The 22,450-nt window shown below is 67.2% G+C and carries 19 protein-coding genes; 7 read left to right on the top strand and 12 right to left on the bottom strand.

Going from position 1 to position 22,450, the window contains the following annotated elements:
• The first annotated feature begins 27 nt into the window (after positions 1 to 27).
• From AL755_RS20560 to AL755_RS20550, 3 genes are all read left to right on the top strand, one after another.
• Positions 28 to 1,005 carry a DnaJ C-terminal domain-containing protein gene (locus AL755_RS20560; protein ID WP_054012611.1) on the top strand — a complete coding sequence of 326 codons (978 nt, stop codon included), beginning with the start codon at positions 28 to 30 and terminating at the stop codon, positions 1,003 to 1,005.
• A 103-nt stretch (positions 1,006 to 1,108) separates the two neighbouring features.
• Positions 1,109 to 1,543 (top strand): heat shock protein transcriptional repressor HspR, encoded by a 435-nt coding sequence (locus AL755_RS20555; protein WP_054012610.1) that lies wholly within the window; start codon positions 1,109 to 1,111, stop codon positions 1,541 to 1,543.
• 227 nt (positions 1,544 to 1,770) lie between these two features.
• Positions 1,771 to 4,170, top strand: coding sequence for a glycoside hydrolase family 38 N-terminal domain-containing protein (locus AL755_RS20550; RefSeq protein ID WP_054012609.1), 2,400 nt, complete (start codon positions 1,771 to 1,773; stop codon positions 4,168 to 4,170).
• A gap of 44 nt (positions 4,171 to 4,214) precedes the next feature.
• Here the strand turns inward: AL755_RS20550 and AL755_RS20545 are convergent, their stop codons facing one another.
• The 3 genes from AL755_RS20545 to trmB form a co-directional block, all read right to left on the bottom strand.
• On the bottom strand, positions 4,215 to 5,573 hold the full coding sequence (locus AL755_RS20545) for a fibronectin type III domain-containing protein (protein WP_054012608.1): 1,359 nt from the start codon (positions 5,571 to 5,573) through the stop codon (positions 4,215 to 4,217).
• A gap of 147 nt (positions 5,574 to 5,720) precedes the next feature.
• Entirely contained in the window at positions 5,721 to 9,155 is a 3,435-nt protein-coding gene (locus tag AL755_RS20540; protein ID WP_054012607.1) for a DEAD/DEAH box helicase, read from the bottom strand.
• Positions 9,156 to 9,283: 128 nt separating this feature from the next.
• A complete protein-coding gene (gene trmB, locus AL755_RS20535; RefSeq protein ID WP_054012606.1) occupies positions 9,284 to 10,207 on the bottom strand; it encodes a tRNA (guanosine(46)-N7)-methyltransferase TrmB in 924 nt (307 codons plus the stop codon).
• A 465-nt stretch (positions 10,208 to 10,672) separates the two neighbouring features.
• Here trmB and AL755_RS20530 point away from each other — a divergent pair, with 465 nt between their 5' ends.
• Positions 10,673 to 12,382 (top strand): DEAD/DEAH box helicase, encoded by a 1,710-nt coding sequence (locus AL755_RS20530; protein ID WP_054012605.1) that lies wholly within the window; start codon positions 10,673 to 10,675, stop codon positions 12,380 to 12,382.
• On the opposite strand, the gene AL755_RS20525 is transcribed toward AL755_RS20530, so the two are convergent.
• Positions 12,288 to 13,655 carry a cation:proton antiporter domain-containing protein gene (locus AL755_RS20525; protein WP_082369460.1) on the bottom strand — a complete coding sequence of 456 codons (1,368 nt, stop codon included), beginning with the start codon at positions 13,653 to 13,655 and terminating at the stop codon, positions 12,288 to 12,290. The two genes, AL755_RS20530 and AL755_RS20525, sit on opposite strands and share 95 nt — an antisense overlap.
• Positions 13,656 to 13,839: 184 nt before the next feature.
• Between AL755_RS20525 and AL755_RS20520 the strand changes: the two genes are divergently transcribed.
• The gene (locus AL755_RS20520) at positions 13,840 to 14,043 is read left to right on the top strand and encodes a hypothetical protein (protein ID WP_054012604.1); all 204 of its coding nucleotides are present in this window, start codon (positions 13,840 to 13,842) and stop codon (positions 14,041 to 14,043) included.
• 49 nt (positions 14,044 to 14,092) lie between these two features.
• Here the strand turns inward: AL755_RS20520 and AL755_RS20515 are convergent, their stop codons facing one another.
• From AL755_RS20515 to AL755_RS20495, 5 genes are all read right to left on the bottom strand, one after another.
• Positions 14,093 to 14,713: a HutD/Ves family protein gene (locus AL755_RS20515; RefSeq protein ID WP_054012603.1), complete on the bottom strand. Its 621-nt coding sequence runs from the start codon at positions 14,711 to 14,713 to the stop codon at positions 14,093 to 14,095.
• A complete protein-coding gene (locus tag AL755_RS20510) occupies positions 14,713 to 14,946 on the bottom strand; it encodes a hypothetical protein (protein WP_054012602.1) in 234 nt (77 codons plus the stop codon). The genes AL755_RS20515 and AL755_RS20510 overlap by 1 nt, the downstream gene beginning before the upstream one ends.
• Before the next feature lie 25 nt (positions 14,947 to 14,971).
• Entirely contained in the window at positions 14,972 to 15,577 is a 606-nt protein-coding gene (locus AL755_RS20505; protein WP_054012601.1) for a histidine phosphatase family protein, read from the bottom strand.
• A 115-nt stretch (positions 15,578 to 15,692) separates the two neighbouring features.
• Positions 15,693 to 17,174, bottom strand: coding sequence for an amino acid permease (locus AL755_RS20500; protein WP_054012600.1), 1,482 nt, complete (start codon positions 17,172 to 17,174; stop codon positions 15,693 to 15,695).
• Between the two features lie 87 nt (positions 17,175 to 17,261).
• The gene (locus AL755_RS20495) at positions 17,262 to 17,663 is read right to left on the bottom strand and encodes a YccF domain-containing protein (RefSeq protein ID WP_054012599.1); all 402 of its coding nucleotides are present in this window, start codon (positions 17,661 to 17,663) and stop codon (positions 17,262 to 17,264) included.
• Positions 17,664 to 17,818: 155 nt separating this feature from the next.
• Between AL755_RS20495 and AL755_RS20490 the strand changes: the two genes are divergently transcribed.
• Both AL755_RS20490 and AL755_RS20485 read left to right on the top strand, forming a co-directional pair.
• Positions 17,819 to 18,397, top strand: coding sequence for a hypothetical protein (locus AL755_RS20490; protein WP_054012598.1), 579 nt, complete (start codon positions 17,819 to 17,821; stop codon positions 18,395 to 18,397).
• The gene (locus tag AL755_RS20485; protein WP_150117195.1) at positions 18,384 to 18,914 is read left to right on the top strand and encodes a PspA/IM30 family protein; all 531 of its coding nucleotides are present in this window, start codon (positions 18,384 to 18,386) and stop codon (positions 18,912 to 18,914) included. Before AL755_RS20490 ends, AL755_RS20485 begins: the two co-directional genes overlap by 14 nt.
• Here the strand turns inward: AL755_RS20485 and AL755_RS20480 are convergent.
• The 3 genes from AL755_RS20480 to AL755_RS20470 are packed head-to-tail and all read right to left on the bottom strand — an operon-like array spanning position 18,911 to position 22,401.
• Positions 18,911 to 20,524 carry a sialidase family protein gene (locus AL755_RS20480; protein ID WP_054012596.1) on the bottom strand — a complete coding sequence of 538 codons (1,614 nt, stop codon included), beginning with the start codon at positions 20,522 to 20,524 and terminating at the stop codon, positions 18,911 to 18,913. The two genes, AL755_RS20485 and AL755_RS20480, sit on opposite strands and share 4 nt — an antisense overlap.
• A 48-nt stretch (positions 20,525 to 20,572) precedes the next feature.
• Positions 20,573 to 21,199, bottom strand: coding sequence for a response regulator transcription factor (locus AL755_RS20475; protein WP_054012595.1), 627 nt, complete (start codon positions 21,197 to 21,199; stop codon positions 20,573 to 20,575).
• Positions 21,196 to 22,401: a sensor histidine kinase gene (locus AL755_RS20470; RefSeq protein ID WP_054012594.1), complete on the bottom strand. Its 1,206-nt coding sequence runs from the start codon at positions 22,399 to 22,401 to the stop codon at positions 21,196 to 21,198. Before AL755_RS20470 ends, AL755_RS20475 begins: the two co-directional genes overlap by 4 nt.
• Positions 22,402 to 22,450 lie beyond the last annotated feature (49 nt).

Genomic DNA, 22,450 nt, shown 5'->3' with positions numbered 1-22,450 from the left:
CATACAAACTTTAGAAAAGGAGGCGTCTTGGCAAGTCAGGACTGGGCAGAGAAAGACTTTTACAAGATCCTTGGGGTGTCCAAAGATGCGTCGGACGCCGACATCAAAAAGGCTTACCGGGGGTTGGCGCGCAAGTTCCACCCGGACAAGAACCCCGGCGATGCCAAGGCCGAAAAGACTTTCAAGGACGTCTCCGAAGCGTATTCCGTGCTCTCCAGCAAGGACGACCGCGAGCAGTACGACGCCATCCGCGCCATGGGCGGCGGTGCCCGGTTCAGTGCCGGCGGCGCCGGCGGCCAGGGCGGCGGAGCAGGCTTCGACGACGTCTTTGGCGACCTCTTTGGCGGCGGACGCGGCGGACGCCGCAGCTCACCCGGCTTTGGCGGCTCAGGCCTGCCACCGGAATTCGCGGACCTCTTTGGCGGTGGCGGCGGCTTTGGCGGCTACCAGCAAACCCCCACGAAGGGCGCCGACCGCTCGGCGGCCACCAGCATCTCCTTCGCCGGTTCCATCCACGGCACCAAGATCGCGCTGCGCGAACCCAACGGTGACGTGATCGACGTCCGCATCCCCGCGGGCATCAAGGACGGCCAAAAGGTCCGGGTCAAGGGCAAGGGCCAGTCCGGCGCCGCAGGTCCGGGCGACCTCGTGGTGACCGTCAACGTCAAACCCCACGACTTCTTTGTCCGGGACGGCAACAACATCCGCATCCACGTTCCCGTCAGCTTTTCCGAGGCTGCGCTGGGCGCCGATATCAGCGTCCCCACGCTGACCGGCGACACCGTCCGGCTGCGTGTCCCCGCGGGCACCCCGTCGGGCCGGACCCTGCGGGTCAAGGGCGCGGGCGTGAAGTCCGCCAAGGGCGACGGCGACCTGCTGGTCACGATCGACGTGGCCGTTCCGCAAAAGCTCTCCAAGGAAGCCGAGGCCGCCGTGCGCGCGTTTGCCGCCGCGACTGCCGACGGCGACCCCCGGGCGGGCTTGAAGGAAAAAGCCAAGCTGTAGCGACATCCGGTGATCGAGCCCGGCTCGGTGATCGAGCTTGTCGAGATCCACGGTTTTGCTCCCCAGCCGCTCAACCACCGGAACAGTTAGATAGGAGATCACCATGAATGTTGACCCCTACGCGCCCATCTTCGTGATCTCCGTGGCTGCGGAGCTTGCCGAGATGCATCCGCAAACGCTGCGCCAGTACGATCGGCTCGGCATCGTCAAGCCCAGCCGGGCCCCCGGCCGGTCGCGGCGGTACTCCCAGCACGACGTCGAGATGCTGCGCGAGGTCCAGCGGCTCTCCCAGGAGGGTGTGTCCCTGGAGGGGATCCGCCGGATCATGGAGCTGGAAAACCAGGTCGAGGCACTCCGCAGCCGGGTTGCCGAGCTGTCGGCGGAACTGGCCGCGGTCACGGCCCAATCCCGGCCCCTGCGGCCCAACGGACGGGTGTTTGCGGCAGGCCTGGCGGGCGGGGACATTGTGGCCCTGGCCCGGGGGCAGCGCCCGCGCGCCCGCAGCCAGGCCGTCGTCGTCTGGCGCCCGCGGCCCTAAGCGGGCCTGGCAGTCAGCGGGAGCGGTGCCAAACCGCGCCCCAGATACTGAGAACGGGGCCAACTCGCGAGAAAGGTGGGAACTTCCCACCGTTCTCCCGAGTTGGCCCCGTTTTCGTGGAAAATGCTTGACTCGCCGCGTTGGCATCGATAACTTGGAGCGCTAGCCGACTCTCTCGTCGCGACATCCGACAACCACTCGCAACCGCTGAACAGCACTGGAGCATCGTGGCAGCCAATTTCACCCTTTACGTCCTTCACACCACGCACACGGATATCGGGTACACCGATACGCAGGAGAAGGTGAAGTCGCATCACATCGCGTTCATTCGCGAGGCACTCGAGCTGGTTGAGCGTGAGCCGCGTTTCCGCTGGAACTGCGAGGGGTACTGGGCCGTCCACGAATTCCTGAAGGTCGCCGACTGCGGCGAGCGGAACCGTTTCGTGAAAGCCGTCCGTGACGGGCGCATCGGCCTGTCGGCAAGCTATTTCAACCTCACCGACCTGATTCCCGGGTTCGTCCACCACCGGATCATGGACGAGGCGAAGGCCGAGAGGGACGCCCTGGGGCTGGCGGCCGTGAGCGCGCTGACGGCCGACGTCAACGGATACAGCTGGGGATTCGCCGACATCCTTGCCCGCCAGGGCGTCAAGCACCTCATGTCGAACATCCATACCCACCACGGCTACTACCCCCTGGGCCGCAAACAGACGGCGTTTTGGTGGGAGTCGCCGCTCGGCGAGAAGATCCTCGCCTGGTCTGGCGATCACTACATGCTGGGCAACGAGCTCGGCCTGGCCGGGACGCCGGCCTACGAATACGTGCTCCGGAACGGGCAGGCGGGGACCCGGATCGACAGCCATGAACTCGCCGTCCAGCGGGTTGTCGACTATGTGGACAGTTTGCAAGCGGAGGGCTACGAGCTGCCGTTCTCGCCGGTGAGCGTGTGCAGCTACACCACCGACAACGCCTCACCCTCGCTGAAGACCGTTGAGTTCTGTGAGCGCTTCAACGCGGAGGGCCACGGGATAGAACTAAAGCTTGCCACCCTCGACGAGTTCTTTGGCGCCGTCCTCGCCTCCGGCATTGAGATTCCCACGCACCGCGGCGACTGGACCGACTGGTGGGCCGACGGGATGGCCTCGACACCGGCTGATGTCACCCAATACCGGGCGGCCGCCCGGAGCCTGCACCTGGCGGGGAAGCTTGACCCGCAGGAACAGCTTGCCGCTCCCGGCGACTACGCATCTGCCTACGCCAACCTGATGTTCTACGGCGAGCACACCTGGGGGCACTCCGCCTCGATCACCGAACCGTTCCACCCGCAGGTCAACAACCTTGACCAGTGGAAGCGGCTCTATGCGCTCAAGGCCTCCGAATCCGCCACGATCGTGCGGGAAAGCATCCAGGCACATTTCGGCGAGTCCGCCCCGTCGGCCCAGCGCGAGCTTTCGTTCCGAGCGGTCAATCCGCATGACCGGCCGGTCTCGACGATGGTGGTGTTCGACGTCGAGCACTTCTATGGCCACGAGCACTTCGAGATCGTCAATGCGGCGATGGGCAAGAGCGTGCCTTTCCAGCTGGGCAGGCAGTCGCGCGGCCCGGCGGTGTGCCTGTGGACGGACTTCAATCCCGGGGAAGTGGTCAAATTTGTGCTTCGCGAGGTGCCCGCACCCACGAAGAAACTCGCCAGTCTGCGGGCTTCCGCCGGCGTGGACGGCGTCGAAGACCTGGGCTGGGACGTCGAGGAGAGGCGCGCGGCCGGCGGCGTCGCGACCACCGGGGAGATCGACAATGAATTCCTCAGGATCCGCTACCGGGTTGGTGGGGGAATCACCTCGATTTTCGACAAGAAAAACCAGCGTGAGCTCATCGCGGAAGGGCGGCCCTATGGCGCCTTCACCCCCATCTACGAGGTCACGCCGCGCCGCATGGGCGAGGATTACGCCAGCGTGCGGCGCAACCTGGGCCGCAACCGCAAGGCGGCGCGCACCCAGCGAAGCGCCGGCAAGCTCGTCGACGTCCAGGTGCGCGAGGACGGCCCGCTGTACTCAAGGGTTGAGCTGGGCTACGAGCTCGACGGCGCGCAGGACTGTGCGGTGATCCTCACCGCCTACAAGTCAGCCGCAAAGCTCGACATCGACCTGCGACTGCACAAGACCAGCGTGTGGGAGCCCGAAAACCTGTATCTCTCGCTGCCGTTTGTCGCGGAGGAAACCCACCTCGACAAGGCCGCTGCCATCATGCGGCCGCGGATCGATCAGCTCCCCGGCAGCTGCGTCGACTTTTACGCGTTGCAAAACGCCGTGGTGTTCAACTCGGCCGCGCCGATCGTCCTGGTGTGCGCCGATGCTCCGCTGGTCGCGATGGGCTCACTGGAGGCGGGCCCGGTGCGCCTCATGGGGGAGGGTGCGCCGAACGTCGACGAGGTCTACTCCTGGGTCATGAACAATTTTTGGGAGACCAACTTCAAGGCAAGCCTGGGCGGCTTCCACCAGTTCCACTACGAACTTGCCGTGCTCGACGAGGCCCCGGTAGCGGACGCGTTTGCGGTCGCCGAGTCCATGAACGAGGGCGTGCTGCAGTTTTGCGTGTTCGACGGCGAGCCGTTTGACCAGGCGCGCTAGGCGGCGAAGCTAATCGCTGAACAACACCGAATGTTCCGTTGCCGTCAGGCGCGCCGGCGACGTGCCGTGAGGCGGCCGGCGAGTCCGAGCAGGAGAAGCAGCGCCCCAGCAGGCAGGAGCCACGGCTGGGATGACATCCCGGTGGCGGCGAGGCCGTCTCCCGGCGCCGATGCGGACGTTGACACCGCGGCGGTGGCGATTGCCGTGCTGCCGCTGGATTTGCTCGGCACCGCGGCCGGGGTCTTGGGCGAAGCAGCAGGTGCTGCACCGCCACTTGCGCGGGGTGTCGGAATGACGGGTGCGGGCGAGCTGGGTGTCGGAGTGCCGGAACCGTTTGACGACACCGTGAAGTAGACGGTGTAGTCCAGGAACGTGCTGCCGGGGTACGTCAGTTCGCTGGTGATAGAGGCCTCACCGCCGGGGAAGGTGGCCGGGATACGGGTCAAGAGCCGCACGTTGCCGTCGGGATCGACGGTTGCGGTGCCCAGTACTTCTTCGACGTTGATGGGGTGCGCCGGCTCGGTGGCCGTGCGGGCACGCCAGAGGGTGACTCTGAGTTTGGCGCCCGGCTGCAAGCCCGACTGCGACACGAGGACCTCCATGCCCGGCTTGATGGTGTTGCCATGGAGCGCGGAACCGTCGCCCTTCGTGACGGTGGGGCTGAAGGAGTTGAACCGCGGGGCCTGGGGGTATGCCTGTGTGAACTGCCAGTCGGGAGACGGACCCTGCGCATTGACGGCTCGAACCCGAAACGCGTACACGGTATCGTTCGCCAGGCCCGTCAACGTGTACGGCGACGTCGTCGCGGGCGGAGCACTGATCCAGTTCTCCTCAAGCACCTCCCATGGGAGGCCCGTGGCGGCCGTGTATTGCACCTGGTACCCGGTGACAGGTGTGCCGCCGTCGTCCGGGGCGCCCCAGCTGAGGGTGGCACTGTGTGGACCCGATTTGGCCATCAGGGATTTGACGTTGCTGGGGTACGTTTGCGCCACCATGCTGGTTGCCGCCGAATAGGGGCCGACGCCGGTGCTGTTCTCCGCGGCCAGGCGATAGTAGTAGCTTGTCCCCACTTTGAGGCCGTAGTCGTGGAAGTTCCCGTTGGCGACATCGACAGCCAACTCACCGTAGTCAGCCCAGTGGACGCCGTCGGTGCTCCTTTGCAAGGGATAGCCGCGAATCCCGGAGCCGCCGGTGTCAACAGGATCTGTCCACGAAATGATTGCGCTGACCGATGCGGGGTCCGGAGTGGCCGTCAGTCCGGTCGGGGCACCCGGCACGGATGCGACGGCACAGTCCATGACGCACACGGCGGGCTGCGGAGCCGCCAACGCCGGGGTGGCGAGCCCGGCGGTTGAGGCGAGAAGGAGCGCGGTGGCGCTGCCCAGGGCAAGAAAACGACGCATGGGAATCCAAATCGGGAGCGGTTCGGTGCTCGTTCGAACGGTCCCCCGGTCGTCCGTGCCGGAGCCAAAACGGACCCCTTATGGGGAGAATCCTACCGGAGGATTTCAGGGCGGAAACAACTGTGACACCCTCCGTCGGCACCGGCGCTAGTCGCTGAACAGCCCCGCAAGGTCCGTTGCCGTCAGGGCGCCGCCGGCCAGGGAATCGCCGCTCATCACATCGGAGAAGAGCTGGGACTTCTTGGCTTTCAGGGCCATGACCTTTTCCTCGATCGTGTCCTTGGCAACCAACCGGTACACCATGACGTTCTTCTTCTGGCCAATGCGGTGGGTACGGTCCACGGCCTGCGCCTCGGAAGCCGGGTTCCACCACGGGTCAAGGATGAACACGTAGTCGGCCTCGGTCAGGTTCAAACCGAAACCACCGGCCTTGAGACTGATCAGGAACAGCGGTGCCGTGCCGGTCTTGAAGTCCTCGACGACGGCGGCACGGTTGCGGGTGGAGCCGTCGAGGTAGGTGAAGTCGATGCCCTCGGCGACCAGCCGGTCCCGGACCTTGCCCAGGAAGCCGGTGAACTGGCTGAAGATCAGCGCCCGGTGGCCCTCCTTCACCACGTCCTCCAACTGTTCAAACAAGACGTCCAGCTTGGAGGAGCGCACGCCGGCCTGGCCCTCGTCCACGAGCGTGACGTCGAGGCTGAGCTGGCGCAGCAGGGTCAGTGACTGGAAGATCGTGAACCGGTTCTTGTTCACGTCCTCCAAAAGGCCCAGGATCTTGGCCCGCTCGCGCTGCAGGTGGGTCTGGTACACCTTTTGGTGGCGCGGGTTCAGCTCCACCTCAAGGATTTGTTCCTGCTTGGCGGGCAGGTCCTTGATGACCTGTTCCTTGGTGCGCCGGAGCATGAGCGGCTTGACCCGGGCGCGGAGCTTGGTCAGCAGCTCGTTGTTGCCGTTCTTCTCAATGGGCCGCTGATAGAACTCGGCGAAGCGCTTGGGGCTGGGGAACAGTCCCGGGGCCACGATCGAGAGCAGCGTCCACAGCTCCATGAGGTTGTTTTCCAGCGGGGTACCTGTCACCGACAGCTTGAACGGGGCGTTGAGCTTGCGGGCGCACTGGTACGCCTTGGACTGGTGGTTCTTCACGAACTGGGCCTCGTCCAGGATGAGCCCGGCAAAGGGCTGCATCCCGTATTCGGCAAAGTCGATCCGGAACAGGGCGTAGGAGGTGATGACGATGTCGGCACCGGCAAAGAAATCGGCGGAATCGAAGCCGCTCTTGGCGAAGGTCTCCGAAACCGTCACCACCTTCAGGCCGGGGGCAAACTTGGTGCTTTCACTGGCCCAGTTGCCCACCACGGAGGTCGGCGCCACCACCAGGAAGGGCTTGTCGTTCTCGCCGTCGGCCTTGACCTGGGTGATCAGGGCCAGCGACTGGACGGTCTTGCCAAGGCCCATGTCGTCGGCCAGTACGCCGCCGAGCCCGTGCGTGTACAGGAAATGCAGCCAGTTGAAGCCTTCCAGCTGATACGGGCGCAGCGTGGCGTTGAGCGTTTCGGGAGTGGGCAGCGGCACGGGCGGGCCGCCGTCGAGCAGGCCGGAGACCGCCTTGCGCCAGGCCTGGGCCTGTTCGTCCACGATGCCCAGCTGGGCCAGTTCGTCCCACAGCCCGGCCTGGAAGCGGCTGATCCGCAGCTGGCCGTCCTTGTTGTCATTGAGCCCGCGGGCTTCGTCGATGAGCGCCCGCAGCTGGTGCAGTTCGGGGCGGTCCAGGGAGAAGTACGCGCCGCTGGGCAGCAGCATGCGCGACTGTCCGGCGGCGAGGGCGGAGAACACGGCCGCGAACGACACGAACTGGCCCTCCACGGTGATGACGATGCCCAGGTCGAACCAGTCGCGTTCGTCCGTGGCGTGCGTGGAAATCGTCACGATGGGCGCCTCGGTGACCTCGCGGTAGCTGGCGATGTCGCCACTGGTTTCCACCGTGACGCCGGGCAGCTCGCGCAGCCGGGGCAGCACGGTCTCGGTGAACGTCATGGTGTCAAGGCCCGTCAGCGTGGCCGAGCCGGCCAGTTTCGGCTCGCCCCAGGCGCTGTTGGCGGCCACGCCCATGGCCGTGATGTCGTCCCACGGCGTGCCCACGACGGCCACGATCCGCTCCTCGGCGGCGGCGTCGCGCACGGCCGATTCGCCGGGTTCGGGCCAGAGCGGGCGCGAATTCATCCGGTTGCCCACCTGGTAGTGCCACTCCCAGTGCAGGCGCAGCGTGTGGTCGTCCCCGTACGCCGCCAGCAGCGACAGCGTGGGTTCGACGTAGGCGGGCAGCTCCACGGACTGGTCGGCGGAGACCACGGGCGCGGCCTGTTTGAGCTGCGGGTAGAACTGGGTGAGGAATTTCTCCTCCCCGTCCGCCGGCACATGGACCACTTCCTTGCGCAGCGCAAAGTCCAACATCTGTGCCGAAGTTCCGGCGGCCAGCGGGACCAGGGTGATGGTGCCGCGGACCACGGCGTTGCGCCCCGAGGTGCCGCTGGCCACGTTTCCGCCGGCATCGGGTACGTCGGCGAAGAAGAGCCCGTGGGCGGGAGAACCGATGGTGCCGACGATGGCCTCGTCGATGGGGTCCCCGGCCGTCTCGATCAGCGGGCCGACGTCGAGCCCGCCGGATTCGGCCCGGGATACGTCAAGCTGGACGGTGGCGTCGGCGGGGGAGATCCGCACGGGGTCTCCCGTGCTTGACTGCACCAGGGACACGCCGTGCTTGTGGGCGTCCGCCAGCAGCGACCACAGGTTGCGGCCGGCAAAGTCGTTGATGGCCAGCCAGGAAGCGGCGCTGCTGTGGCTGTACTGCCGGGGGCTGTGGGAGGACAGGAATTCGCTCAGCCACTCCAGCTGGGCGGGATCGTGCTGGCGGCCGTAGCTGAGGTACCCCAGCGTGTTCCAGCTGATGCCGGTCTTGACCCATTTGCCGCGGGCGCCCATGACCACGGGGCGGACGTTGAGGATGGGGGCCGAGGGCACCTTGCCGCCGGTGCCGCGGTAGGAAAAGCGCGGCGGCGGGACCTGGAGCTCGAATTGCAGGCCCAAGGCGGGTGCATCCTCGGCCGGGACGGCGACGGCGGCCGGCAGCAGCTCCTGCAGGCTGGTTTCCCAGCTGGGCGCCTCGCTCGGGGCGGCCGGCCCGGCGGGGGCCTTGCCGGCCTTGGCACCCTTGGCGTTGGCCAGCAGGGTCTCCAGGAACGTCGGCTCCGCGGGCGCTTCCTCGGGGACAAAGAAGTCCTGGAAGTTGGGGTCCGCCTCGGCCGCGGCAATCAGGGCCACCACGTGCTTGCAGTTCTGCCGCACCGGGCAGCTGCAGATGCCCACCCGGCAGGCCACGACGCCGTCGTGCTCGCGGACCAGCTTTGCCGTGGAACGGTAGGCCATGGTGCCCATGACTTTTCCGGACAGCAGGCCGGTGGCGGGCTCGAGCATGATCTCGCGCACCCGGCCGTCGTCGGCATACGCGACGCCGGCGGCAATGGAGTTATCGGTGAACTCGGCGATCCGCGTCAACAGTTGCGAACCGGCGGAGGAATACGTCACAGAGCGCTCTTCCTAACGGAAATGTGCGGTCCCAGTCGGTGAACCACATCTAACCAATCTTAGGCGGGATTGGTGCGCAGTTTCACCTTGGCAATTCCCCACGCGCCATGTTGGCTCCGTCGGGCGCCCTAGACCCGCCGGAATGTCAGGTCGAAGATGACCCGGCCGGCCTTGTGCGCCTTGTTTTCAAAGCTTGTCAGGATGCGCCCGTCGAAGCGCGGCGACCAGCCGCCGGCGGTGTCGAGCTCGTCGCTGACCTCGCAGTCGACGCCGCTGCGCCGCGCCTCGGTCAGCGGGCTGTCGACGCCGGTGCGTTCGCCGTCGTGCACGTTCACGAAGTCGCTCGACTCCGCACCGACGTCGCGCATCTGCTCGGCATAGGTGGACCAGTCGGTGGCCAGGCGCCACAGCCCACCCTCCGCCAACACCCGGGCGACGAGCGGCGCGAAGGTGTCCTTGACCATGCGGCGCTTGTTGTGTTTGGCCTTGTGCCACGGGTCCGGGAAGAACACCCACACTTCGCTGACGGAACCGGCCGGCAGCATGGTGCTCAGGACCTCGGGGGCGTTGGCCTGGACCACGCGGACGTTGCTGATTCCGGCCGCGACGATCTTTTGGATGGTCTGGGCCAGGCCGGGCGTGTAGACCTCCACGGCCAGGAAATCCTTCTCCGGGTTTTCCTTGGCCGCGTGGACCACGGCGTCGCCCAGGCCGGAGCCGATCTCCACGACCAGCGGTGCCGTGCGGCCAAACTCGGCGGCGGCGTCAAAAACAAATTCGGGGTGCACGGAGGTGTCCGCGATGTGGCGGGGTACGTCCACGGCGAGGGCATCGGAGTGGTCGTCCCAGGCCTGCTGACGGCGGCCCTGCAAACGGGTCCCGCGGCGCACGAAGGAAACGGGCTGGGCGCGGTAGGTGCCCTCGGCCGCCTGGCTGCCGGGCGTGACCGGGCGGGCCGTGCCGTCCGTGGTGCGCGGCGCCCGCTCCTCTGCCGGGGATGCGTCGGCGGGCGTTGCGGGGGAATCGGGGGCGGAGGCTGGGATTTCACTCATCGACGTTAAGCGTACCGGGCCAGGGCTGAGCTGACGCCGTCGGGGCAGGGAACGCAGAGCGGCCGCTTACCTCCATGCGCCCAACCCGCCGCGAGTCCGGCGCAAAAGGAAACTGTCCGTAGCTTATGCGTGAAACCTGCGGCCAGTCCGGCGCCAGTGACCACGCTGCGCCCAACTCAACATGAATCCGGCGCATAAGGTACGGGGCCGAGGCGTTCGGAGCCGCACCGCGCGGAACGTGAGATGGGGCACCCGGTCCGTTCCCGGCGTCGTGCGCCTGTTAGAATGGCAATACTTAATGCGCGTAGGTGCGCATTCTGCGTCGATGAACGCATTCAACGGCTCCCGCAGGGATTTTGCTTCAAGCAATCCGCGGTTGAGACGCTCTGGCATTGAATCGGCGAACCCGTGGTCAAAACTGATCGTGGGACGTTGAACCGCCTTAAGAAAGATTCCATACTTTTTATGACAACTTTTGCTGCCCTTGGTGCGCCCAAGGAAATCGTTGCTTCACTCGCCGCCCAAGGCATTGAGGAAGCATTCCCCATCCAGGTCAAGACCCTGCCGGACACCCTGGCCGGTCGCGACGTCCTGGGCCGTGGACGCACCGGCTCCGGCAAGACCATCGCCTTCGCCATCCCACTCGTGGCCCGCCTGGCCGAGCGCGAGGCACCGTACTTCCGCAAGCCCGGCCGCCCCATGGGCCTGGTCCTTGCACCGACCCGCGAGCTGGCCACCCAGCTGAACAACACCATTGAGCCGCTGGCCAAGGCCATGGGCCTGAACACCACGGTCATCTACGGCGGCGTCTCCCAGGCCCGCCAGGAAAAGGCCCTGCGCGCCGGCGTCGACATCGTCATCGCCTGCCCGGGCCGCCTCGAAGACCTCATGAAGCAGCGCATCGTGTCGCTGGAAAGCGTTGAGATCACCGTCCTGGACGAGGCCGACCACATGGCCGACCTCGGCTTCCTGCCCGTGGTCAAGCGCCTGCTGGACACCACCCCCACGCAGGGTCAGCGCATGCTGTTCTCCGCCACCCTGGACAACGGCGTGGACAAGATCGTCCAGCGCTACCTTTCCAACCAGCTCACCCACTCCGTGGACGAGCCCAAGGCCGCCGTGTCCACCATGGAACACCACGTCCTGGTGGTCAACGACCAGACCGTCAAGAAGCAGGTCATCGTTGAGCTGGCCTCCGGTGCCGGCCGCCGCATCCTGTTCATGCGCACCAAGCACCACGCCCGCAAGCTGGCCAAGACCCTGACCGACGCCGGCATCCCCGCCGTCGACCTGCACGGCAACCTGTCGCAGAACGCCCGCGACCGCAACCTGGCCGAGTTCGCCACCGGTGACGTCCGCGTCCTGGTCGCCACCGACGTCGCCGCCCGCGGCGTGCACGTTGACGACATCGAACTGGTCATCCACGTCGACCCGCCCACGGAGCACAAGGCATACCTGCACCGCTCCGGCCGTACGGCCCGTGCAGGGTCCGACGGCGTCGTGGTCACCCTGACGCTGCCCGAGCAGCAGGGCGACGTCAAGAAGCTCATGCGCGCCGCCGGCGTTGACGTGAACTTCGAGCGCGTCACCACCAGCTCACCCGTCATCGCCACCCTGGTGGGCGAGGTTGCCGACAAGATCGACCCGCGCACCCGCGCCGCACTGCTTGCTGCCAAGCAGCCGGCACAGGGTGGTGGCACCTCCACGGGCGCCAACGCCCAGCGCAAGCGTTCGGCCCGCAGCGGCGCAGCCCCCACCGCCGGTGGCCGTGGCGGTCGCGGCGGACGCGGTCGCGTTTCCGCCGACGCACCCGCAGCGGGCAACCGCACCGAGCGCCGTGAAGGCCAGCCGCAGGCTGCCCGCTTCGGTGGCGAGGGCCGCCGCCCGGCACGCGCCGCCGGCGAAGGCCGCCCCGCCCGCGACGGCGACGTGGCCCGCGGCAAGCGCGCCCCGCAGGGCTCCAGCCACCACAACGACGCCCCGCGCAGCACCTCGCGCGGCGCCGGCCAGGGCGGCGGACAGCGTTCCTCCGGCGGAGCCGTCTGGTCCTCCAACACGGGTGGCGAATCCGGCGGCAGCTTCAACGCCAACGGTGGCGGCGCAGGCCGCTCGGGCCGCTCCGGCGGACCCCGCCGCGCCTCGGCCCCCGCGTCGAACCAGCGCCGCAGCCGCTAGTCCCCACGCCCTCCCAGAGCTCGTGCCTCGGTCCGGGTCCCTCGGGCGCGTGGGCCCATAGGGGTTGATCCCTCAAGTACGACGCCGGCACCCGCCTTGGGTGCCGGCGTCTTGCTTTAACGAGTGGGTTCCCGGCGGGGGAGGATGTGGCCGTTGATGCGGCGAACCGTCCGGCCGCCGCGGTGGCTGCCGCAATGGTGATGAGCGCGCCGAGCACCAGGGCAGCCGGCTCCCCGGGTGAGAGCAGGTTTTGCTGGATGCCGATCGTGGCCGCGGCAACGGGGACACCCAACTGGGACGCGGCCAGCACGCCCAACGGCAGCGGCTGGCCAAAGAACCGGGTGACGCCGTGCACGGCGATAGCGCCCGTCCCGAGCGCCAGCCCCAACAGGATCATGCGGGGATGCCCGGCGAGTTCGTGCAGGTTCAGCGAGGCCCCGAGCCAAAGGAAGAACAACGGTCCCAGGAATCCCTCAGTCACGGCGAACAGCTGGCGGGCCAGCCGGCGTGGCTCGCCGGAGGCGGACACCACCAACCCAAACGCGAACCCGGCCAGCATGATCGAGACATGGCTGTAGACGGCCAGCCCGGCCAGCGCGAAGAGGATGGCGAGCTGGATCCGCAGTTCCAGCGCGAACTTCCGGGATTCAGACACCCGGTGGAATCGTTTCCGCACACCGCTGCGTTCCCCCTGGCGCAACACCAGGAAGATCACCCCCGCACAAGCCAGCACGGCCAGCGAACCCCAGGCCGCCCGGCCGGCAGTGGCCGGATCCAACGCGAGCGGCAGCGCAATGATGGCCAGGGTATCGGCGAGGGCCACCTGGGCCGTCATGGCCAGCACGCCCTGCCCGGCCAGGCCCAGGGACGCGACGATGGGCAGCACCAGCGCGGCCGACGACGACGCCAGCAGCACCGTGTACAGCGCGGCATGGCCCGTGCCAAAGACGGCGGCCAGCCCGATTCCCACGGCCGCGGCGGCCGCCGCCACGGCCAGGAGGCACAACGCCCCGCTGCCCAGTGCCCGGCGGATGGCCTTCTCACGCACGGGGACATGGGTGCCGGCAACGAACATGACCAGGGCAAAGCCCATGTCGGCCAGGAACGTGAAGGTGGGTTCCGCCGGATCAACCAGCATCAGGCCCGTCCGGCCCAGCAGCAGCCCGGCGAACAGTTCACCCACCACCACGGGGATGTGCCACTTTTGCGGCAGGGCCAGCAGCGGACCCAGCAGTGCCGCCACACAGATCAGGGCCAGGACGGGAAACGTCATGGGCGCCGCCGTGCCCGGAATTGCTGCTTCATAGCCTTATTCTGCATGCCCGGGGCGCCTTGTCACGGTTAGGGCAGCCGGATTCTTCGCCGCCGGATCTCTCTTGCCCCGGTGCGTGGATGGACTTAGCGTTGTGCTTACGGCCGCCCGGCCGGGAGCAAGCTAGCGAATAGGGATTGCGGCAATGAGCTCAGAAGACGTGGAAATTTCGACCCGACTCCGTCCCGGCGAGTGGACGGAGGAGACCTTGGCCGAGCTGGTCAAGGAATACCAGCACAAGATCTCGGAGATGGGTGCCAAGCCCGATGAGATCAAAACCCACATTGAACACACGGAGGCCGGCGGCGTAAAGGTCCGCGTGGAGTGGGAGAGCGCCCAGCAAGGCTAGGCGCGGCTGCTTCCGGTGATTTCGAGAAGCTCAATCACCGGAAACCGGTCTAGTCCCCGGCGGGGTCGATGCTCAGTACGGCGAGGAAGCCGCGTCCGGAAATTTCCGGTGCCGCCTCGGAGCCCACCACGGCGTCGTACCTGCCCAGGGTGACGGGCGCGCCCGGCTCAGAGCCGCCGTCGTCCGCGGCGGCATCAGCGGCGGGCGCGGCCGTGGCCTGGCCCTGGAGCAGTACGGCGAACTGGCCGGCAAAGACGGGGTGTGGGCGCTTCTTGGACAGTTCCAGAATGGTCGCGTAGCCCTTGAAGGCGCCGCGGCGGGTCATGACGTTCAGGTCCATGAGCGCGCCCGTGGGCAGGGAGGCGGAGGTGTCGGAGTCGCCGGAGAACTTGAAGGTCCGGTACTTTTCCAGCGCATGCTCCACGCCGTCCACGGTCAACGCCACGAGGTCGCCGTCGATGATGGTCAGGACCCGGTCGATCCCGGGCAGCGGCGAGAACGGGCCGGCCTTGGCCACCTCGGCGATGCTGATCCGCCAGTCCCAGGCGTCGCCCTTGGCCCCGGAGCCCAGCGTCACGGCGGTGCCCAGGCCGGCCGCGAGCTGGCGGGTCACGCCGCCGCCGTTGGCCCACGGGGCAGCCTTCAGGTCCGCATACCGAATGATGTCCATCAGTTTTCGTCCACGTTCTTGACGCTGTAAACGTGCATGCGCTTGGGTTCGCCATGGTTCTTGATCCGCTGGCGCTTGAAGTAGGCCCACGACGCGGAGATGGCGATCGAGACGCCAAAGGCGAGGACAATCTTCACGGGCAGTCCAAACCGGGTCAGGGACAGCACCAGGCACATGGCCGCGAAACTGGCGAACTGGACAGCTATGTCCAACCAATTGGTTTTTTTGCGCATGCGACCAGCTTACGCGGCCCGTGGGCTATGCCGTGGCGGCCATCGCGTCGCAGGCGGTGGCGCCGCTAAGTTGGTGGCCGCCGCACAGCCGGCCGTCGTGCAGTGCAAGCCGGGTGATGGAGCCGTTGGCCGCCGGCCCGCCAAAGTCGTGACCGGCCAGGTCCGGATGGCCCGTCAACGCCTTGATGACCCCGCCGTGGGTCACCACCACAACATTCGCCGTGGTTTCTTCCGCGTGGGTGTCCGCGATGGCCCGGAGGCTGTCCAGTGCGCGGCCGCGCACCTCGTGGGCGCTCTCCTGCCCGGCCGGGCCGTCCGGGAACCGTTCGGCAAAGCTCGCCCAATCGGACCCCTCGGCCTCGCCAAACGTTTGTTCGCACAGCTCCGCCACGGCGGCCCCCAGCGGCAGGGACAGCTCGCCGGCAATGATGGCGGCAGTTTCCTTGGCGCGGTCCATGGTGCTGGAGACGATGCTTGTGCAGTCGTGAAAACCGAGGACGCCGGCGGCACGCCGGGCCTGATCGCGGCCCAGCTCATTGAGCGGGATGTCGGTGCTGCCCTGGATGATGCCGGCCCGGTTCCAGTCTGTTTCGCCATGCCGGACAAGGGTGAAGAGCGTGGTGTTCGGCATGGCGGCCCCTTACGTTGTAGCGGCCACTGCGGCCGTCTCCATGCTAAGGGTGCACCCGGCGGCAGGGTCAAACAGGGCCCAATGGCTGGGACGGAGCCGGCGCCGGCGGCAAGGGTCAGGCGGCAGTCTCCGGGCCGGCGTCGGCCTTGTTCAGGGCATGCCGGGGACTGTCGGGGTTCATGAGGGAATGCTTGCGTCCGTAGAGGAAATAGATGAACAAGCCGATCACGAGCCAGATGACGAACCGCAGCCACGTCTCCCAATGCAGCTGTGTCATGAGGAAGAACGACGCCAGCACACCGAAGGCCGGAACCACTGGCATGAACGGCAGCTTGAACGTCCGGGGCACCTCCGGGCGGGTGCGGCGCAGCACGATCACGGCCGCGCACACCACCACGAAGGCGGCCAGGATGCCGATGTTCGTCAGGTCCGCGACGAGCCGGATGGGCAGCACGCCGGCGAGGATGGCGGAGGCGACGCCGGCAATCCAGGTCACCCGCTGCGGCACGCCCCGCTTGGCGTCGGTCTTGGCGAACCACTTGGGCAGCAGGCCGTCGCGGCTCATGGAGAACCAGACCCGGGTCACGCCCAGCAGGAACGTCAGCATGACCGTCAGGATGGAGATGACGGCGAACGCGGAGATGATGGTGGCGATGGTGGGCATGCCCACGGAGTCGAAGGCCGAGGCAAATGCGCTTTCGGGGTTGATCTTGGCGTAGTTTTGCATGCCGGTCAGCACCAGCGTGGCCATCACGTACAGGGCCATGGCGATGACCAGGGACAGGATGATGGCCTTGGGCATGTGCTTCTTGCCGTCCTTGGCCTCCTCCGCAGCGGTGCTCATGGCGTCATAGCCAAATACGGCAAAGAACACCGTGGCCGCACCCGTGAGCACGGGCCCGAAGCTGTTGGGCATGAACGGCACGAAGTTTTGGGTGTTGATGTGGAAGACGCCGATCCCGATGATGCCCAGCACCAGCAACACCTTGATGCTGACGGCGATGAGCTCAAAGCGGCCAAAACTCTTCGAACCGCGGCTCAGGATCCAGGTGACCAGCAGGCAGACGGCCACGGCCGGGATGTTGATGAGTCCGTGCGGGGTGTCGGGCGTCCAGGAACTGGACATCCAATCCGGCACCACCACGCCAATGCCCTGCATGAACGCGCTGAAGTAACCGGAAATCCCGATCGCCACCACGGACACGATGGCAATGTATTCCAGCAGCAGGTCCCAGCCGATGAACCAGCCCACCAGTTCGCCCAGCGCCACATAGCCGTACGTGTAGGCGGAGCCGGCGCGGGGAATCATGCCGGCAAATTCGGCGTAGGAAAGCGCCGCTGCACCGCTGGCCAGGCCTGCAATCAGGAAGGAAATGACGACGGCGGGACCCACCGCCGGGTTTTGCGAGTCGCCGTGCGCCACCACCCCGGCGAGGGTGAAGATGCCGACGCCGATGATGCCGCCGACGCCGATGGCCGTCAGCTGCCACAGCCCCAGGCTTTTGAAGAGGCCGCTACCCCCTTCCTCGTCGTCGCCCTCGATCGCCTTGCGGCGCAGTACCGAATAGGGGTTGGCGGACTTGGAGACCTGGCTCATGGCAACCTCGCAAAACGTCGTCGTTTGTGCTGTTGCCCGCCAGTTTAGACCCGTCCCTTGCCGGGCGGGGCGGTGCGGCGCGGAAAGCTACCGGTAGGACCCCGCGAATGGCCGGTTGGTGGGCACGATTTCCTTGCCCAGCGGCATGAGGGAGACGGGGATCATCTTGATGTTGGCGATGGCCAGGGGGATGCCGATGATCGTGATCGCCATGGCGACGGCCGTGGTCACGTGACCGATGACTATCCAGATGCCGGCTACCAGGATCCAGATGACGTTGCCCAGGGTGCTGGCCACGCCGGTGCCGCCGGGCTTGTCCACCACCGTCCGGCCAAACGGCCACAGCGCGTACCCGGCAATGCGGAAGGATGCGATCCCCCACGGGATGGTGATGATGAGCAGGCAGCAAACGATCCCGGCCAGGAAGTAGCCAAGGGCCAGCCACAGCCCGCCAAATACCAGCCAGATCACGTTCAGGATTGTCTTCATGCTGTCATTCTGCCCTGCCTGCACGGCCGCACGCATCGGGGATGACCCTGGGAAGAACCCTGAGGTTGCTCCCCAGCCGCCGGTGCTACGCTGATCTGCACACAAGAAATGCGGGATTTGGCGCCTATTGCAGGCGGTAAGGAACTGGTTGCCCCATGGACTTTGGCACGGCTTTTTTGATCATCATGTTGGTGATCATCCTGGTGGTTGTGGGTGCGGCCGTGACCGTGGGCGTGCTGGTCTCCCGCGGCGTCCTGAGCCTGGTGAAGGTTTCCAAGCCCAAGTACGAGATGGCCCGGCGCAGCGCGCTGAAGGTGCGGGCGCAGTCCACGGGTGGCCCGCTGGGCGAGATCATGAAGTCGCGGATCAGCCTGCAGGAATCCCTCGAGGCCACGGCGCGCAGCCTGTCCGCGGCCCAAAGCACGCGCCAATACACCGGCAACCTCGAGTCCATCTTCCGCACGCTGCAGCAGGCCGGCGCCGTGGTGGAGACCCAGCTCCAGGTGGCCCAGGCCGATCCCGACCCGGCCGTGCAGGGCATCTATGCGAAAACGCTGGGCACCCAGGTCGGCCAGATCACCCAGACAGCCCAAGGCATCCGCAACGCCCTGGCGAGTGCTGCCACCCCCATGGCCGACGTCGACCTGGCCGACCTCACCCGCACCCTGGAAATCGAGGCCACCATGCTGAAGAACTGGTCCAGCACCTACACCGACCTGGGTGACGGAGCCTAGCGGCGCCATGGGCTTCCTGGGCCGGATGACGGGCCGCTCCAAGCCCGGACGCGATTCCGGGAAGAACGACGCCGGTGCCGGCTCCGGCGGTGAACTCACCCTGGCCGACGCCCAGCTCAAGCAGCTCGCGGCCGTGCAAAAGATGCGCCGCGGCGTGGCGGACGTATCGGTCAGCCGCCAACGCCTGGATGTCCAGGCCGCCGACCTGCAACGGGCCATCGACGTGCTGGGCGCGCAGGCGGAGTCGTCCGCGGCGGCGGGGGACTCCGGCGCCGCCCAAACCGCGATGGGCCGCCGGGTCATCATGGTGGAGCAGCGCGCGGACCTGTTGAACCAACGCGACGCCCTGGCCGAACAAGAGACCATGCTGATTGCCGCCCTGACCCAGCTCCAGGCCCGTGTGGCCGGCTTCAACGTCACGGCCGAGACCCTCAAGGCCGCCCAAACCGCCGCGGAAGCCCGCCACACCATTGCCAAGTCGATGGACGAGCTCGGCGACCAGCCTGGCGGCGGCTAGCTTTCCGTGACGTCCCCCGTGGCCACGTCAAAAGCGAACCTCTTCGCGACGGTGCCGGCCCCGGAATTCAGTGTGAACGTGGCGGTGGCGGAACCGGCAGTGATGTCGGCGTCCGTCACGGTGTAGGTGGCCGTGAAAGCCAGGGAATCGCCCGGGTCCAGGGTGGCCGTTTCGGCTACTGCGTCCGTGCCGGCGGCCGTTGCGAGGGTCACCGCAATCTCGGCTTCCGGTGCTTGGCCACGGTTCGCCACCCGGCCGCCGAACGCCAGCACATCGCCGGCTTTGTACCCGGGGACCACGGCGCCGTAGTTGAGGTCCTGCGACTCGCGGTTGGACAGCACCTGCGGCGCCTCCTCCGAGTATCCCTGGCCCACTTCCTTCCACGCGGCCGGGTCCCAATCGCCGTCGGTCTGGGTCAGCGTGAAGCTCTCGCCAACGCTGCGCCACACGGCCGGGCGGCCGGGGGTGATGGAACGCAGCACCACGTCCAGAGCGAGGCCGCCGGTGAAGGCGGTGCCGCCGTCGTGCGTCAGGGAAGCAAGGGGGGAGCCCAGCAGTTCCTGCGGGTCGAGGGCGGCAAACACGATCTCCTGGTAGCCCTGGCGTTCGTACAGCACGCCGATCCGGCCATCGGGGAGGCGGACGGCCGTGGAGTATTCGGAACTGCCGGGGCACAGGACGATTCCGAACGGCCAGGTGGCGCCGTTGTCCTGCGAGAGCTTCAGGACGGTGTTGCGGCGCAGCGCCGAATCGTGGTTGTGCGTGGCAATCAACCAGTGCTCCGTCTCCGGGGCGGCGAACGTGGTGACGTTGGGGAGGCCGTCGAAGCGGGCCACCGAACCGTTGTCGCTGGGGTCCGGCAATTCGGGGTGCGGCTCCGCGGGGGAGTAGCTGTGCCCGCCATCGGTGGAGACGGCAGTCAGCCGGTGCGGCGTGGCCCGCGAATGCAGCAACAGGCTGCCGTCGGTGCGGCACACCACCTTGTTCTCATTGGCGCCGGACACCAGCTCGCCCAGCGTCCAGGTCTCGCCGTGGTCGTCGCTGTAGGCGCTCGCCGCCATGATCTCCCCGCGGAACAGCACCACGAATTGCTGCACCAGCCGGCCGGTGAACGGGCCGGTGTGGATGCGGATTCCGGCGCCCGCCGCGGCGAACAGGCCCGTGATGCCGTCCCGTTTGAGCATCGGGGTGAGGCGGCGGTGCTGCCAGGTGGCGCCGTCGTCGTCGGAGAAGCTGAGGTCGGCATGTTGGATGTCGTCGCTGGGCTCCAGGCCCTCGGCGGCCTCGAAGAAGCCCGCGTGCGTGCCCGCCGCATGGAAGAAGAAGATGCGCCCGGTGTCCGTGTCCACGAGCAGGCTCGGATCGCCGTAGCCGTCCAGGCCGGTGCCCGTGCGCACCGTCTGCTGCGGGCCCCAGCTGCGCCCGTTGTCGGTGCTGCGCCGGATCAACAGGTCGATCGGATTTGGCAGGTCATCGAGGTTCGGGCGGCCGTCATAGGCTGCCAGGATGGTGCCCTTCACGGACACCGCCAGGGCCGGAATGCGGTATTGGCGGTGGCCGGCAACGCCGCGGCGGGCCAGGACTTGTTGGCAAGAGGTGGGACGTAGCATCACGTGACGAGTCTAGCGGTGAAACGGTACGACGGCGATGGAGTCCGCCTAGATCCAGCCTTCCTGCCAGGCTTTCTCGGAAGCATCGTGCCGCGAGGTGGCGTTGAGCTTCATCATGGCTGCGGAGAGGTAGTTCCGCACGGTGCCCGGGGCCAGGTGGAGTTCCTGGGCGATCTGGGCCACGCTGGTGGTTGACCGGCTGATCCGCAGGGCGTCGAGCTCGCGGTCGGTGAGCGGGCAGCGCTCGGCCGCCAGCGCGGTCGCGGCGATCTCGGGGTCGATGTAGCGCTTGCCGGCCGCCACGTCGCGGATCACATCGGCCAGATCCTCGGCGGGGGTCGATTTCGGCACGAACCCCGCGACCCGGGTGGCCAGCGCCCGCCGCAACACCCCGGGGCGGGCATGCCGGGTGACGATGATGACCCTGGTGTCCACGGTGGCCAAGATGCGCGTGGCGGCCTCAATCCCGTCGGCGCGGGGCATCTCAAGGTCGAGCAGGCAGATGTCCGGCTTGGTGGTCAGTGCGAGTTCGGCGGCGGTCACGCCATTGTCGGCGCTTGCCACCACCTCGATGTCGGGTTCGAGTCCCAGGAGAGCCTCAAGGGCGCCCCGAATCAGATGTTCGTCGTCGGCAATCAGCAGCCGGATGCGTCCCGGCGTTGCAGACCCGCTCATGTTGCGGCTCCAATCCGAGTGGGCACCCATACCGCGAGCTCAAAGTGGTCACGCCCGGCGTCGAGGATGGTGTCCAGGCTGCCGCCCAATGTTTCGACCCGGCCGCGCAACCCGGCCAGCCCGGAACCGGGGGTCTTGCCGGAGGGTTCCCGGCTGGTCAGCCCGTTGTTGCTGATGGTCAGGGTGCATCCGTCGGCCGAGGTGCCCAAGGCGATGCGGGCCCGGGTCGCCTCGCTGTGCCGCAGGATGTTGGTGGTTGCCTCACGGACCGTCATGGCGAGTGCCCGGTGCACGGCCGGATCGGCGGGGAGCGGACCCAGCGTCAGTTCGCAGTGCGCACCGGTGGCGGACAGCACTTCGCGGGCGTTTTGAAGCTCATTGTCGAGGGCTATCTCCCGGTACCCGGACACCAACGAGCGGGTCTCCTCGAGGGCCTGTTTGGCGATGACGCGGGTTTCGTGGACGTGTTCCCGCGCCGCCTCGACGTCAATCGTGAGCAGCCGTTCGGCGAGTTCGGCCTTGAGGGCAATCACCTGCAGGTGGTGGCCCTGGATGTCGTGCAGATCGGCGGCAAACCGCAACCGTTCCTGAGTGACGGCCAGCTCGCCCGCCAGGCGCCGGTGCCGGTCAAGCTCCACGACAATGCGCCACCACCAGAGGCTTGTCAGCAGCATGAAGGGCATGAAAGCCGCGAAGACCAGGAGGAACCGGGTGCCGGAGTCGGGTGCCAGATCGTAGCGTTGCCCGAACACGGCTGCGGCAAGCCCAACGTGCAGGGCGGTCAATGCCAGCCCGGCGCCCAGCAGCACCCATCGATTCCGCCGGGACGCCAGGCAGGCCAGCAGGCAGATGGCCAGCCAGAGGGGAACGGCCGCCAGCCACCGGTTGTCAGGGGAGTAGAGCCCCGCCACCCAGCATGCCGCCGCCGGACCAACAAGCGCCAGCGTCCAGGCTGTGCCGGGCAGCCCGCCGTCGAGCCCGGCCCGCAGGAACCAGCAGTAGCGCACGTTCATTGCCGAGGACAAGGCAAGCAGCGCAAGCAGCACGCCGTCGAGAATGCCGGTCGAGCCGTTGAATGATTCCAGGGCCAGCAGGATGAGCGAGGCGTCCAGGACCACCAGGACCAGCACGATCGAGCCGAGCGTGTAATTCCACGTGGCTTGCACGCTGCGCCCGGGCCCGGCATCGGCAGAAATGATCATATGGCCCAGTCTAAAGTAGTGACATTTTGTCATGTCCGGGCAGGCAAAA

The organism is Arthrobacter sp. ERGS1:01 (genome assembly GCF_001281315.1).
Lineage (GTDB): Bacteria > Actinomycetota > Actinomycetes > Actinomycetales > Micrococcaceae > Specibacter.
This window is presented reverse-complemented; position numbering and strand designations above follow the sequence as displayed.

Coding starts and splice junctions, on each gene's coding strand:
- AL755_RS20500 (WP_054012600.1), bottom strand. CDS start 17,174: ATGAGCCAGGTCTCCAAGTCCGCCAACCCCTATTCGGTACTGCGCCGC.
- AL755_RS20510 (WP_054012602.1), bottom strand. CDS start 14,946: ATGCGCAAAAAAACCAATTGGTTGGACATAGCTGTCCAGTTCGCCAGT.
- AL755_RS20530 (WP_054012605.1), top strand. CDS start 10,673: ATGACAACTTTTGCTGCCCTTGGTGCGCCCAAGGAAATCGTTGCTTCA.
- trmB (WP_054012606.1), bottom strand. CDS start 10,207: ATGAGTGAAATCCCAGCCTCCGCCCCCGATTCCCCCGCAACGCCCGCC.
- AL755_RS20545 (WP_054012608.1), bottom strand. CDS start 5,573: ATGCGTCGTTTTCTTGCCCTGGGCAGCGCCACCGCGCTCCTTCTCGCC.
- AL755_RS20520 (WP_054012604.1), top strand. CDS start 13,840: ATGAGCTCAGAAGACGTGGAAATTTCGACCCGACTCCGTCCCGGCGAG.
- AL755_RS20555 (WP_054012610.1), top strand. CDS start 1,109: ATGAATGTTGACCCCTACGCGCCCATCTTCGTGATCTCCGTGGCTGCG.
- AL755_RS20515 (WP_054012603.1), bottom strand. CDS start 14,713: ATGGACATCATTCGGTATGCGGACCTGAAGGCTGCCCCGTGGGCCAAC.
- AL755_RS20490 (WP_054012598.1), top strand. CDS start 17,819: ATGGACTTTGGCACGGCTTTTTTGATCATCATGTTGGTGATCATCCTG.
- AL755_RS20470 (WP_054012594.1), bottom strand. CDS start 22,401: ATGATCATTTCTGCCGATGCCGGGCCCGGGCGCAGCGTGCAAGCCACG.
- AL755_RS20505 (WP_054012601.1), bottom strand. CDS start 15,577: ATGCCGAACACCACGCTCTTCACCCTTGTCCGGCATGGCGAAACAGAC.
- AL755_RS20525 (WP_082369460.1), bottom strand. CDS start 13,655: ATGACGTTTCCCGTCCTGGCCCTGATCTGTGTGGCGGCACTGCTGGGT.
- AL755_RS20495 (WP_054012599.1), bottom strand. CDS start 17,663: ATGAAGACAATCCTGAACGTGATCTGGCTGGTATTTGGCGGGCTGTGG.
- AL755_RS20475 (WP_054012595.1), bottom strand. CDS start 21,199: ATGAGCGGGTCTGCAACGCCGGGACGCATCCGGCTGCTGATTGCCGAC.
- AL755_RS20480 (WP_054012596.1), bottom strand. CDS start 20,524: ATGCTACGTCCCACCTCTTGCCAACAAGTCCTGGCCCGCCGCGGCGTT.